The organism is Neoroseomonas alkaliterrae (assembly GCF_014199195.1).
In the GTDB taxonomy this organism is placed as follows: domain Bacteria; phylum Pseudomonadota; class Alphaproteobacteria; order Acetobacterales; family Acetobacteraceae; genus Neoroseomonas; species Neoroseomonas alkaliterrae.
Map to the genome: position 1 here is coordinate 175,717 of NZ_JACIJE010000009.1, position 12,486 is coordinate 188,202.

Genomic DNA, 12,486 nt, shown 5'->3' on the forward strand with positions numbered 1-12,486 from the left:
TTCGCATGCTCAACTCAGGCCGCGCACCACGGGCAGCTCCAGTTCACGGATCTTCTTGCGCAGCGTGTTCCGGTTCAGCCCGAGCATGGCGGCAGCCTTGATCTGGTTGCCCCTTGTAGCACCGAGAGCGAGGCGAAGCAGCGGGCGTTCCACCTCGGCGAGCACGCGGTCATAGAGGTCGCGGATGGGCATGCCGTCGCGATGCGCCGCCATGAAGACCTGCAGGTGCCGCTCGACCGCCTGCTCGAGGGTGGCGGGCTGGACCTGGCCGTCCGGGCCGGTGGGCTGCACCGCCTCGGCCAGTTCGGCCGCGACGGCGTCGCCGCCGATCACCTCCTGCGGGTAGAGCGCGGCCATGCGCCGCATCAGGTTCTCGAGCTCGCGCGCATTGCCCGGCCAGGCATGGGCCTTGAGCGCCTCCATCGCCTCGGGGCTGAGCTGCTTGCCGGGCAGGCCCGAGGCACGGGCGCGGTCGAGGAAGTGGCGGGCGAGCAGCGGGATGTCCTCGATCCGCTCGCGCAAGGGGGGCAGGCGGATCGGCACGACGTTGAGGCGATAGAACAGGTCCTCGCGGAACAGGCCCTGGCGGATCAGTTGCCGCAGGTCGCGATGGGTGGCCGCGACGATGCGGACATTCGCCTTGATCGCCTGCCGCCCGCCGACGGTGGTGAACTCCCCTTCCTGCAGCACGCGCAGCAGGCGCGTCTGCGCCTCGGGCGGCATGTCGCCGATCTCGTCGAGGAACAGCGTGCCACCCGCGGCCTGTTCGAAGCGGCCGATGCCGCGGTTGAGCGCGCCGGTGAAGGCGCCGCGCTCGTGGCCGAAGAGCTCGGCCTCGATCAGCTCGCGCGGGATCGCGGCCATGTTGATGGCGACGAAGGGGCCGCTGCGGCGCTTGCCGTAGTCGTGCAGGGCGCGCGCGACCAGTTCCTTGCCGGTGCCGCTCTCGCCCGTGATCATCACCGTCAGGTCGGTCGTGGTGAGCCGCGCGACGGTGCGGTAGATCTCCTGCATCGCCGCGCTGCGGCCGACCAGCGGCAGCCTCTCGGCCTCCGGCTCCTCGGCCGGGGCGGAGGGCTCGGCGGGGGCGGCGAGGGCGCGCTCGACGACGCCGAGAAGCTCCTTCAGGTCGAAGGGCTTGGGCAGATATTCGAAGGCGCCGCGCTGGGTCGCCTTGACCGCGGTGGCGAAGGTGGATTGCGCGCTCATCACCACCACGCGCAGCTCGGGCCGCACGCGGCGGATGCGCGGCACGAGGTCGAGGCCGTTCTCGTCCGGCATCACCACGTCGGTGATCACGAGATCCCCTTCCCCATCCTCGACCCAGCGCCAGAGCGTGGCGGCCGAGGAGGTCGCGCGCACCTGGTAGCCCGAGCGCGCCAGCGCCTGGCTCAGCACCGTGCGGATGGCGCGGTCGTCGTCGGCGATGAGGATGGTACGCGGTTCGTTCATTGCGCTGACCCGAGGCTTCCCGGCGGTGGGGCGGGCATCGAGAGGCGGAACACCGTGCGGCCCGGGCGGCTGTCGCATTCGATCAGGCCGCCCTGGTCCGCGACGAGCTTCGCCGCGAGCGCGAGGCCGAGCCCCTGTCCCCCCCGCTTCGTGGAGACGAAGGGTTCAAAAAGCGTGCCGCGGACTTCCTCGGCGATTCCCGGCCCGTTGTCGCGCACGCTGACCTGCAGCGGCAGGTGGACCCGCTCGGCCGAACCGGGCACGGCGATGCGCACGCCGTGGTGATAGGCGGTGGCGAGCACGATCTCCCCGCCCACCGGATCCACAGCCTCTGCCGCATTCTTCACCAGATTGAGCAGAATCTGCACAAGCAGGTCCCGGTTCCCCCAGACCGGCGGCAGGGAGGGGTCATATTCCTCCACCACCCGCAGATGCGCGGCGAAGCCCGAGACCGCGATCCGCCGCACATGGTCGAGCACCTGGTGGATGTTGACCGGGGCGAGTTCCACCGGCCGCTCGGAGAACATGTCGAAGCGGTCCACGAGGCCGCGGATGCGGTCGGCCTCGTCCTGGATGAGCTGGCAAAGTTCCCTGTCGCCCTCGGACGCCGCGCTCTGCTCGAGCAGTTGCGCCGCGCCGCGGATGCCCGAGAGCGGGTTCTTCACCTCGTGCGCGAGCATCGCCGCCATGGCCGAGGCGCCGCGCGCCGCGCCGCGGAAGTTCAGTTGCCGGTCGAGCATCTGCGCGGTCGAGCCGTCCTGCAGCGTCAGCACCACACCGCCGGGCAGGTCGGGCATGGGCGCGCCATGCACGCTGACGCCCCGGCGCGACAGGCGCGGGCTTTCGAGCGCGAGGTCGTGGTCCGAGACCGGCGCATCGGCCTGCCGCACCTGGCCGATCACGGCGAAGAGGCGGCCATCCTCCGGCAGCAGGTCGGAGAGCCGCATATGCGTGAGCGAGGCGACGGAGGTCTGGAAGAACTGCTCGGCCGCGGCATTGGCGAAGACGAAGCGGTCCTGCCCGTCCAGCACGACCACGGGAAGCGGGACGGCGGCGAGGATCGCCGCGCCGCCGGGCTGGGGCCGGGCCTTCCAGGCCGAGGGCCGCACGGCCCGGCGCAGCAGGCCCTCCTTCATGCCGCGATGCGCTCCTCTCCGGCGGCGCGGAAGGCCTCGCGCACCACCTCCACGCCGCGTTCGATGAGCGGGTCGTAGAAGGCATGCACGAGCGCGCGCACCGCCTCGGGGCTCTCGCAGCGATTGACCTGCACGCGGAACTCGGCCGAGCCCGGCAGGCCCTTGGAATACCAGGCGACATGCTTGCGTGCGAGGCGCACCCCCGGGTCGCGCCCGTGATGGGCGAGCATGTCCTCGTAGTGGTCGAGCAGGATCGCCTTCTGCTCGGCGAGAGGGGGCTCCTCCGCCGCCTCGCCCCGCAGCCGCCTGGCGATGACGGCCGGGAACCAGGGCCGGCCGTAGCAGCCGCGGCCGATCATCACGCCGTCCGCGCCGGAGCGGCGCAGCGCCTCCTCGGCGTCCTCCACGGTCACGATGTCGCCATTGGCGATGACGGGGATGCCGACCGCCTCCTTCACCGTGCGGATGAAGTCCCAGTCGGCGGTGCCGGTGTAGAACATCTGCCGGGTGCGGCCATGGATGGTGACCATGCGGATCCCGCATTCCTCGGCGATGCGCGCAAGGCGCGGGGCGTTGAGGCTGTTGTGGTCCCAGCCCATGCGCATCTTGAGCGTCACCGGCACCGGCACGGCCTTCACGGTGGCCTCCAGGATGCGCGCGGCGGCGATCTCGTCGCGCATCAGCGCGCTCCCGGCATTCTGCCCCACCGCAACCTTCTTCACCGGGCAGCCGAAATTGATGTCCACGATGGCCGCGCCGCGATCCACCACCAGGCGCGCGGCCTCGGCCATGGTCTCGGGGTCGCAGCCGGCGAGCTGGACCGAGGCCGGGCCGCCGAAGCCGTCCACCTCGGCCATCTTCAGCGTCTGGCGGTTGGTGCGCACCATGGCCTGGGAGGCGATCATCTCGCTGACCACCATCGGCGCGCCGAGCCGCCGCGCGAGGCGGCGGAACGGCAGGTCGGTCACGCCGGACATGGGCGCGAGGATGACAGGCGTGGCGATATCCGCCGCGCCGCCCAGGCGGATCGGCGGAAGGCCCGGCGCCGTGCGCGGCGCCCCGGTGGTGATGCTCATGATTTGGGCAAACTAGGCGAGCGCGTCGCCCCGCGCAACGCCCGAGCCACCCGATTGCCGAAGAAACAGACAGCGGCGCGCGCTGCAGCCTCCCGGGGCCTGGACAAGTGCGGCGGATGGGCTATCGCCGCCCGTCTGACCGCCGCGGATCCGCCCATGACCATGGATGCCCTGCTGATGGCCGCCGGCAGCGGCACCCGCTTCGGCGCGCCGCTGCCCAAGCAGTATCTGCCGCTGCTTGGCCGGCCGGTGATCCGGCACGCCGCCGAGGCGCTCCTGCGCGAGGGGATGGTCCGCCGCATCCTGCCCGTCGTCGCCGCGGGGGAGGAGGCGCGCGTCGCCGCCCTGCTCGACGGCCTTCCCATCGCCCCGCCGGTGCCGGGCGGGGCGACCCGCGCGGCGAGCGTGCGCGCCGGGCTCGAAGCCCTCGCCGCCGACCCGCCGGATCTCGTCCTGGTCCATGACGCCGCCCGCCCGGTCATCCCCGCCGGCACGATCGCGGCCCTGCGCGCGGCGCTCGCGAGCGCGCCGGGCGCCATCCCCGCCCAGCCGGTCGCCGACACGCTCAAGCGCGGCGCCCATGGCCGGATCGTCGAGACGGTGCCGCGCGAGGGGCTCTACCGCGCCCAGACCCCGCAGGGCTTCCGCTTCGGGCCGCTGCTCGCCGCCCATCGCGCAGGCGATGATGCGGCGACCGACGATGCCGCCCTGCTGGAGGCCGCCGGCCTGCCGGTCGCGCTGGTCCCCGGGGCGGAGAGCAACGTGAAGATCACTTGGCCGGAGGACCTTGCGCGCGTGGAAGCCCATCTCGCCGCCCGCCTCGTGCCACGCATGGGAACGGGCTTCGACGTGCACCGCCTGGTGCCGGACCGTCCGCTCGTGCTGTGCGGCGTCACCATCCCGCATCCGCTTGGCCTTGCAGGGCATTCCGACGCCGATGTCGGGATCCATGCGCTCTGCGACGCGATCTACGGCGCGTTGGCGGAGGGCGACATCGGCCGGTGGTTCCCGCCTTCCGAGGCCGAATGGAAGGACGCCGACAGCGCGCGCTTCCTGCGCCATGCCGCCGGGCGGATCGCCGCGCGCGGCGGGGTGCTGGCCAATGCCGACGTGACGCTGATCTGCGAGCGCCCGAAGATCGCCCCCCATGCCCAGGCGATGCGCGAACGCCTGGCCGCGCTGCTGGGCGCGCCGCTGGGCGCGGTCTCGGTCAAGGCGACCACGACGGAGCGGCTCGGCTTTCCCGGCCGCGGCGAGGGCATCGCCGCCCAGGCGGCCGCGGTGGTGCTGCTGCCGCCCGATCCCGGCGCGATTAACGCTTCATCAAATTTTTGATCAGGGCTACTTTCCGAGACGCGCCGGAGGCAAACTCGCCCATCGGCCCCATGGATCGAGCCATTGGCAAGAGGAATGGACAGGCTCATCGCACCCCTGCCCGGGCGGGCCACCGCCTGCGAGGCCTGTTCGAACCAGCCCGCCGCCGCCCCGGGCCTCGCCGCCCGCCTGCCCTGCGTCTGCGCCGCGCATGAGGAGGCGCTGGAGGGGCTGATGGCGCGCGCCGCCGCCTTCGACCACGAGGGGCCGGACCACCCGAAGCGCGTCGGCCGCATCGCCGCCCTGCTCGCGGAGGAATTCGGCATCGGCGAGCAGGACCGCGCGCTGCTCGAACGCGCGGCGACGCTGCACGACATCGGCAAGATGGCGCTGCCCGAGGGCGTGCTGGCCCACCGGCACGTGCTGAACCCCGAGGCGCGGCGCGTGATGGAGCGCCACACCGTGCTCGGCGCCAGCATCCTCGCCCATGCGCGCGCGCCCTGGCTGCGGCTGGCCGCGGTGATCGCCCTCATGCACCACGAGCGCTGGGACGGCAGCGGCTACCCCTCGGGCCTGCGCGGGACCGAGATCCCGCTCGCGGCGCGATTGGTCGCGGTGGCGGATGTCTATGACGCACTGCGCTCCGACCGCCCCTACAAGGACGCGCAGGACCACGGCCAGGCGCTGGCCCGCATCCTGGTGGGCGACGGCCGGGTCGGCCCGGCGCAGTTCGACCCCAAGGTGCTCGAGGCGCTGCGCCGGCGCGAGGCGGAGATCGCCGCCCTGCCGCGGTAGGGGCGCCACGGGGCCCGCGCCGGGGGTGCCGGCGCGGGATGCGGCCTATGTCGCCTGCTGCGCCGCGCCCTGCGGCTTCTTCGGCTTCACGGTGGACCAGATGGCGAGCAGCACCAGCACCAGCGTGATGGCGCAGAACACCGCGGAGATCGGCCGCTCGATGAACACCATCGGGTCGCCGCGGCTCAGCAGCATCGCGCGGCGCAGATGCTCCTCCATCAATGGTCCGAGCACGAAGCCGAGCAGCAATGGCGCGGGCTCGAAGCGCAGCACCATCAGCAGGTAGCCGATGACGCCGAGGATGCCGACGACATAGACGTCGAAGGCGCTGTTGTTGATGCTGAACACGCCGATCGCGATGAACATCAGGATGGCGGGATAGAGGATCGTGTAGGGGATCCGCAGCATCGCCACCCACAGCCCGATCAGCGGCAGGTTCAGGATCAGCAGCATCACGTTGCCGATCCAGAAGGAGGCGGCGAGGCCCCAGAAGAGCTGCGGATGCTCCGTGACCAGGCGCGGGCCGGGCTGGATGCCCTGGATGATCAGCGCGCCGAGCATCAGCGCCATGACCACGTCGCCCGGGATGCCGAGGGTCAGCGTCGGGATGAAGGCGGTCTGCGAGGCGGCGTTGTTCGCCGATTCCGGCGCGGTGACGCCCTCGATCGCGCCCTGGCCGTAGCGCTCGGGGGTCTTCGAGATCTTCTTCTCGAAGGCGTAGGACATGAAGGAGGCGATGGTCGAGCCGGTGCCGGGCAGCGTGCCGAAGAAGCAGCCCCAGGCCGAGCCGCGGAGCATCGGGCCGGGGACGCGCTTCCAGTCCTCCTTCGAAGGGTTCATCGCCGTCCAGAACTCGCCCTTCCAGGGCAGGACCGAGCTGCTGTACTGCGCCTTGCCGCCGGAGACGCGACCGATCGAGGCGATCACCTCGGCCACGCCGAACAGGCCCATGGCGAGCACCACGAGGCCGATGCCGTCCGAGAGTTGCGGGATGCCGAAGGTGAAGCGCTGCTGGCCGGTCTGCACGTCGGTGCCGACGAGGCCGAGCGCGAGGCCGCAGGCCACCATCGCGATGCCCTTGACCGGCGCGCCGCTCGAGAGCGTGGAGGCCGCGACGAGGCCGAGCAGCATCATCGCGAAATAGTCCGCCGGGCCGAACATCAGGCCGATCTCGGCAAGCGTCGGGGCGAAGCCGGTGAAGACCAGGATGCCGATGGTCGAGCCGACGAAGGAGGCGATCGTCGTGATCATCAGCGCGACGCCGCCCTGCCCCCTCTTCGACATCGGATAGCCGTCGAGGCAGGCGACCGCCGCCGATGGCGTGCCGGGCAGGTTCAGCAGGATCGAGGCGGTCGAGCCGCCGTAGTTCGCCCCGTAATAGATGCCCGCCAGCATGATGATGGCGCTGGTCGAGGGCAGGTGGAAGGTGATCGGCAGGAGCATCGAGATGGTGGCGAGCGAGCCGATGCCCGGCAGCACGCCGATGAAGGTGCCGAGGAAGACGCCGACGAAGCACCAGAAGAGGTTCTGCAGCGACAGCGCGACGCCGAAGCCCATCGCCAGGTTGGAGAGGAGTTCCATCAGAAGCTCCACCGGAACGGGACGAAGGGAATGCCGAGGCCCCAGGAGAACACCACGACCGCGATCGCCGACAGGCAGGCCGCCAGCGCTAGGGTGCGCGGAACCTTGTAGGGGCTCTCGGACAGCGTCGCGATCAGCACCAGGGCGAAGACGGCGGGCACGAGGCCAAGCACCTCCACCACCGCCGCGAAGCCGAAGCAGCCGGCGAGGATGGCGATCATCGGCCGCAGCGAGAGGCGCGGCCATTCGCCCCGCTTGGCGAAGCCGAGCAGCACGACCGTCACGCCAAGGCCGGCGATGATGAAGCCGACCCAGGTCGGGAAATAGCCCGGGCCCATGCGGCGGGCGGTGCCGTAGCTGTATTCGGCCAGCGCGAAGGAGGCGTACCAGAGGCCGAGCGCGATCAGTATTCCGCCGGCTACCAGTTCTATCGGATCGATACGCCGCATGCCTTGGCATCCTCCCAGCAAGAAATATCCCTGGCATCCCGCGGCAGGGCGCCGCCGGATGTCGGGCTTCATCAGGAACTTTTCGGCAGAGTGCTCTCAGGCACCCTTATCCCGGACTCGTGAAACTATGCGGCAGGGCCGAGACCTCTGTCCAGCCATCGCGGCATGCCGTTGCATCCAGACGTGCCGTGATTGTGATGCATTTTCATCGGAGGGCTTGCTTGCCGCGGCGCGCTCGCTGCCGCGACCTGCCGCGCTTCGCGGTCAAGGCAGTCGCGATGGCGCGCAGGGCCGGTCAGGCCGGTCGCGGGCTGCTCGCGGACGCGGGGCGCAGGGCGCCGATCACGCCCGGAACCATCGCGAGCGGCACCGGCCGGCCGAAGAGATAGCCCTGCGCGGCGTCGCAGCCTTCCGCGCAGAGGCCATCGAGCTGTTCCTCCGTCTCGACGCCCTCGGCGGTGACCGCCATGCCGAGGCTGCGCCCCAGCCCCGCCACCGCCCGCACGATCGCCGCCGCATCGCCGCCGCGCGGCAGATCCTTGACGAAGGAGCGGTCGATCTTGAGCCGGTCGAAGGGAAAGACGCGGAGCTGCGTGAGCGAGGAATGGCCGGTGCCGAAATCGTCCATGGCGATGCCGACGCCGAGCGCCCGCAGCGCGCGGAGCTGGTCGAGCGCGGCCTCGGCCGTGGCCAGCAGCACCGTCTCGGTCACTTCGAGTTCCAGCCGCTCGGGGGCAAGGCCGCTGTCGCTCAGCGCCGCCTCCACCTCGGCGACGAGCGCGCCGTCCTCGAACTGCGCCGGGGCGAGGTTGACCGCGACGCGCAGCGGCTCGGGCCAGGTGGCGGCGGCGCGGCAGGCCTCCCGCAGCACCCAGGTGCCGATCCGCCGCATCAGGCCGAGGCGTTCGGCCAGCGGCAGGAACTGCGCGGGCGCGAGCAGGCCGCGCTCGGGGTGGCGCCAGCGGATCAGGGCCTCGAAGCCGGTCAGGCGGCCGTCGGGCAGCGCCACCTGGGGCTGGAAGTGCAGCTCGAACTGGTTCTCGGCCACGGCGCGGCGCAGCGCGGTCTCGAGCGCGCGGACCTCCTGCCAGCGGCGGTCCATCTCGGGGCCGAAGCGGCGCCAGCCTCCCTCCCCTTCGGCCGGGGCCTCGTTGCGCGCCATCGCCGCGCGGCGGAGCAACTGCCCGGCAGCCTCGCCATCGGCCGGGGCGATGGCGAGGCCGATGCGCGGCGTCACGACCAGCGTCTCGCCCGCGATCAGGTAGGGCCGGCCGAGCAGCGCCACCAGCCGCCCGGCAAGCGCGGCGGCCTGCTCGGGGGCGGAAACCTCGGTCTGCAGGACGGCGAATTCCTCGCCCGCGAGGCGCGCGACGAGGTCGCTGTCGCGCACCGCGGCCTGCAGCCGCCGGCCGGCGGCGCGCAGCACGTCCTCCCCGGTCGCGTGGCCGAACAACTGGTTGACGGCGCGCAGCCCCTCGAGTTCGCAGAGCAGGACCGCGCAGCCCATCCGCCGCCGCGCGGGCCGGCCCAGGGCGGCGGAGAGCCGCGCCTCGAACATCACGCGGTCCGCGAGGCCGGTCAGCGGGTCGGTCCCGCCCTGGCCGAAGGCGGCGCGGGGGAAGATGCCGATGGCCCAGGAACCACCCGGCGCGCGCCGCAGGGTGAAGGCGAGGCCGGGCGCGCCGGGCAGTTCGAGCAGGTCGGCCTCGTCCCCGCCCTCGGGCAGCGTCGCAGCGAGGGCCGCGGCCATCAGCGCCGCCACCGCCTCGTGGTCGAGCCGCGGACTGGCCTCGAGAAGTTCGCCGAGCGTGCGCGCCTCGCGCCCCGCGCGCGGCAGGCCGAGCAGGGCAGCGGCGCGGCCGCTCACCACGCCGAGATGCAGGTCGGCATCGAAACTGATCAGGCCTTCGGCGGGCGGGCCGGCGCCCTCCGCCCCATGAGCGGAGAGACTGCCGGCCTCGGCATCCGCCAACCCGTTCATCGCGACGTCCTTCCGCTCCCAACGGCCCTCCGGCGGCGCGCCGCCCTGAACGGTCTCCTCACCGGAAGGCATCGGATAGGACGGAAGAGGTAAAGGAAGCGTGCAGCAGGGCGCGGCCCACGTCGCAGCGGGCATCGCGCATTGCTTCGCATTCCGCAAATGGCTCAGCCCAAAAAGAAGGGCCATCCGGATGGATGGCCCCAAGGCAAGGTTGAGGAAGGCTAAGCTGCCAGGCTCGGGAGGATCCCGCTCCCAGACACTGTAGTCCAAGCACAGCGCGTGCCAGCCGGAGGCGCCCGCGAGCCTCAGCCGCGCGCGGCCCCGATCCCCGCCTGCCGCCGCGACGCCACCAGCCGCCGCAGCCGCACCGTCTCAGCCCCCTCGGCGGCCATCGGCGCGCAGGCCCGGCCGGCGGGCTCCGCGGCGAAGTCCGGGTGCAGCGCCACCAGGGCGCCGCCATTGTCGAACTGCGCGCGGTTGCCGCAGTCGAGCCAGGATTCCGCGGGCGCGCCCTCGGCAAGGATCACGTCATGCGCGTCGAGCTCGACATGGTGATAGACCACGCGCCGCGTGCCCGCGGGCTGCAGGATCGCCTCCCCGTCCACCAGCCGCCCGGCTGGGACCAGCCGCCCGTCGAGATAGAGCGCATGGTCGGGCGAGACACGCAGCACGCGTTGCGGCACGCCGGGGCCGAGCGCGCCGGGCAGGATCACCACCGGCAGCACGCTCCGCGGCCGCGGATGGCGCGCGCAATCCACCGCCCGCCGCCCCACCCAGCGCACCGGGCGCAGCCAGGCGCCGTTCAGGCCGAGCGTGACCACCAGATCGCCCGCGCGCAGCGCCTCGACCGGCACCTCCCCCCGCGCGGTCATGATGCGCGTGCCGGCGGCGAAACAGGGCGTCTGCACCACCTCCCCGGAGACGCCGTAGGAGACCCACTCGACGTCGTTGCCCACGAAGACCGTGCCGTCCTCGCCGTCCGAGGGGTCTGTATCCGTCACCAGCCAGCCGCCCGCGACCGGCTGCCAGCGATAGCCCGAGGCGTCACCGCCGAGCTCGATGGTGTCGTCGCCCTCGCCGCCGATCACCGAATCCCGGCCCGGCCCCGGGATCAGCAGGTCGTCGCCGGGGCCGCCAAGCAGCGTGTCGTCGCCGAGCGAGCCCAGCAGGACATCGTTGCCCTCGCCGCCGAGCAGGAGGTCGTCGCCCTCCGATCCGGCCAGCACGTCGTCCCCGCCGCGGCCGTCCAGTGTGTCGTTGCCCTCCCCGCCCGCGATGACGGGCGTCGGGAGGCCTGATTCGTCGAGTTCGAAATCGGCACCGTCGCTGCCCGCGTAGCTGTCGTCGCCCGAGGTCGGGGCATTCGGGCTGCGCGGGGTGCCGTCAGGCGCGTACCAGGTGCCGGACATCGCTCGCTCCATGATCCTGGCGGGAAAACACCCGCCACACATCAACCATGGAGCGATTTTCAGACATCAATCTTGGGTTGACAACCCCGTGATGACAGCGCGCATCCAGCGATCAGCGCGCGCGTTCGAGCACCGAGACGTAGTTCGCCACCGCCGCCCCGCCCATGTTGAACACGCCGCCCAGATCGGCCTTCGGCAGTTGCATCGCCCCGGCCGTGCCGGTCAGCTGCATCGCCGCGAGGACATGCATCGAGACGCCGGTCGCCCCGATCGGGTGCCCCTTGGCCTTGAGCCCGCCCGAGCGGTTCACGGGCAGCCGCCCCTCCGCCGCGGTCCAGCCCTCGAGCGCGGCCCGCCCGCCCTGGCCTTCCGGCGCCAGGCCCATCGCCTCGTATTCGATGAGCTCGGCGATGGTGAAGCAGTCATGCGTCTCGACGAAGGAGAGGTCGGCGACCGTGATGCCCGCCGCGGCATAGGCGCGCGACCACGCCTCCCGCGCGCCCTCGAAGCGCACGATGTCGCGCGCGGCGATGGGCAGGAAGTCGTTGACCTGCACCGCGGCGCGGAAGCGCACGGCCTTGTTCATCGCCCGCGCCGTCTCGGCATCGGTCATGACCAGCGCCGCCGCCCCGTCGCTCACCAGCGAGCAGTCGGTGCGCTTGAGCGGGCGCGCGACATAGGGGTTCTTCTCGCTCTCGGTGCGGCAGAAGGCGAAGCCGAGATCCTTGCGCATCTGCGCCCAGGGGTTGTCCACGCCGTTGCGGTGGTTCTTGGCGGCAATGGCGGCGAGCGCGTCGGACTGGTCGCCGTGGCGCTGGAAATAGGCCTCGGCGATGCGGCCGAAGACGCCGGCGAAGCCGCCCTCGATGTCCTGCTCGGTGCGACGGTAGGAGGCGGTGAGAAGGATGTCCCCCACCTTCGGCCCCGGTGTCGCGGTCATCTTCTCGGCGCCCACCACCAACGCGAAGCGCCCGCGGCCCGAGGCGATGAAGTCCCGCGCGCCATGGATCGCGGCCGAGCCGGTCGCGCAGGCGTTCTCGAAGCGGGTGATCGGCTTGAAGCGCAGCTCGGGGACCGACTGCAGCACCAGCGAGGCGGGGAAGCCCTGGGGCGTGAAACCCTCCCCGAAGACGCCGACGAAGCCGGCGTCGATCTCCTCGGGCGCGATCCCGGCATCCTCGATGGCGGCGCGGGCGACGCCGGCCATCAGCGTCTCGAGATCGGGGGCGTCCTCGCGCTTGCCGAAGGGGCTGTGCGCCCAGCCGACGATGCAGGCCTCGGTCATGGCTGATC

10 protein-coding genes are annotated in these 12,486 nt (G+C 72.0%); 2 read left to right on the forward strand and 8 right to left on the reverse strand.

Translation table 11 applies throughout. The features are described from left to right. Window positions 1-9: 9 nt before the first annotated feature. Genes ntrC through dusB form a run of 3 tightly spaced genes read right to left on the reverse strand, consistent with a single transcriptional unit; the run spans window position 10 to window position 3,664 of the window. Window positions 10-1,452 carry a nitrogen regulation protein NR(I) gene (gene ntrC / locus FHS88_RS15995; protein WP_184486465.1) on the reverse strand — a complete coding sequence of 481 codons (1,443 nt, stop codon included), beginning with the start codon at window positions 1,450-1,452 and terminating at the stop codon, window positions 10-12. Then, window positions 1,449-2,588 (reverse strand): two-component system sensor histidine kinase NtrB, encoded by a 1,140-nt coding sequence (locus FHS88_RS16000; RefSeq protein WP_184486466.1) that lies wholly within the window; start codon window positions 2,586-2,588, stop codon window positions 1,449-1,451. The genes ntrC and FHS88_RS16000 overlap by 4 nt, the downstream gene beginning before the upstream one ends. After that, window positions 2,585-3,664: a tRNA dihydrouridine synthase DusB gene (dusB, locus tag FHS88_RS16005; RefSeq protein WP_184486467.1), complete on the reverse strand. Its 1,080-nt coding sequence runs from the start codon at window positions 3,662-3,664 to the stop codon at window positions 2,585-2,587. The genes FHS88_RS16000 and dusB overlap by 4 nt, the downstream gene beginning before the upstream one ends. A 156-nt stretch (window positions 3,665-3,820) precedes the next feature. On the opposite strand from dusB, the gene FHS88_RS16010 reads away from it, so the two are divergent. Further along, entirely contained in the window at window positions 3,821-4,999 is a 1,179-nt protein-coding gene (locus tag FHS88_RS16010) for a bifunctional 2-C-methyl-D-erythritol 4-phosphate cytidylyltransferase/2-C-methyl-D-erythritol 2,4-cyclodiphosphate synthase (RefSeq protein ID WP_184486468.1), read from the forward strand. Between the two features lie 75 nt (window positions 5,000-5,074). Then, window positions 5,075-5,773 carry an HD-GYP domain-containing protein gene (locus FHS88_RS21115; protein ID WP_184486469.1) on the forward strand — a complete coding sequence of 233 codons (699 nt, stop codon included), beginning with the start codon at window positions 5,075-5,077 and terminating at the stop codon, window positions 5,771-5,773. A 45-nt stretch (window positions 5,774-5,818) separates the two neighbouring features. Here FHS88_RS21115 and FHS88_RS16020 read toward each other — a convergent pair whose 3' ends face one another. The 5 genes from FHS88_RS16020 to FHS88_RS16040 all read right to left on the reverse strand — a co-directional run bounded on the left by FHS88_RS16020 (window position 5,819) and on the right by FHS88_RS16040 (window position 12,478). Further along, window positions 5,819-7,354, reverse strand: coding sequence for a tripartite tricarboxylate transporter permease (locus FHS88_RS16020; RefSeq protein WP_184486470.1), 1,536 nt, complete (start codon window positions 7,352-7,354; stop codon window positions 5,819-5,821). Further along, entirely contained in the window at window positions 7,354-7,803 is a 450-nt protein-coding gene (locus FHS88_RS16025; protein ID WP_184486471.1) for a tripartite tricarboxylate transporter TctB family protein, read from the reverse strand. The genes FHS88_RS16020 and FHS88_RS16025 overlap by 1 nt, the downstream gene beginning before the upstream one ends. Before the next feature lie 295 nt (window positions 7,804-8,098). Beyond that, window positions 8,099-9,784, reverse strand: coding sequence for a putative bifunctional diguanylate cyclase/phosphodiesterase (locus FHS88_RS16030; protein ID WP_184486472.1), 1,686 nt, complete (start codon window positions 9,782-9,784; stop codon window positions 8,099-8,101). 305 nt (window positions 9,785-10,089) lie between these two features. Next, a complete protein-coding gene (locus FHS88_RS21120) occupies window positions 10,090-11,193 on the reverse strand; it encodes a Hint domain-containing protein (RefSeq protein ID WP_272872837.1) in 1,104 nt (367 codons plus the stop codon). 112 nt (window positions 11,194-11,305) lie between these two features. Next, complete coding sequence (locus tag FHS88_RS16040; protein ID WP_184486474.1) at window positions 11,306-12,478, reverse strand: acetyl-CoA acetyltransferase; 1,173 nt, start codon at window positions 12,476-12,478, stop codon at window positions 11,306-11,308. Between the last annotated feature and the right edge of the window lie 8 nt (window positions 12,479-12,486).

Coding starts and splice junctions, on each gene's coding strand:
- FHS88_RS16000 (WP_184486466.1), bottom strand. CDS start 2,588: ATGAAGGAGGGCCTGCTGCGCCGGGCCGTGCGGCCCTCGGCCTGGAAG.
- FHS88_RS16020 (WP_184486470.1), bottom strand. CDS start 7,354: ATGGAACTCCTCTCCAACCTGGCGATGGGCTTCGGCGTCGCGCTGTCG.
- FHS88_RS21115 (WP_184486469.1), top strand. CDS start 5,075: ATGGACAGGCTCATCGCACCCCTGCCCGGGCGGGCCACCGCCTGCGAG.
- FHS88_RS16040 (WP_184486474.1), bottom strand. CDS start 12,478: ATGACCGAGGCCTGCATCGTCGGCTGGGCGCACAGCCCCTTCGGCAAG.
- ntrC (WP_184486465.1), bottom strand. CDS start 1,452: ATGAACGAACCGCGTACCATCCTCATCGCCGACGACGACCGCGCCATC.
- FHS88_RS21120 (WP_272872837.1), bottom strand. CDS start 11,193: ATGTCCGGCACCTGGTACGCGCCTGACGGCACCCCGCGCAGCCCGAAT.
- FHS88_RS16030 (WP_184486472.1), bottom strand. CDS start 9,784: ATGAACGGGTTGGCGGATGCCGAGGCCGGCAGTCTCTCCGCTCATGGG.
- dusB (WP_184486467.1), bottom strand. CDS start 3,664: ATGAGCATCACCACCGGGGCGCCGCGCACGGCGCCGGGCCTTCCGCCG.
- FHS88_RS16025 (WP_184486471.1), bottom strand. CDS start 7,803: ATGCGGCGTATCGATCCGATAGAACTGGTAGCCGGCGGAATACTGATC.
- FHS88_RS16010 (WP_184486468.1), top strand. CDS start 3,821: ATGACCATGGATGCCCTGCTGATGGCCGCCGGCAGCGGCACCCGCTTC.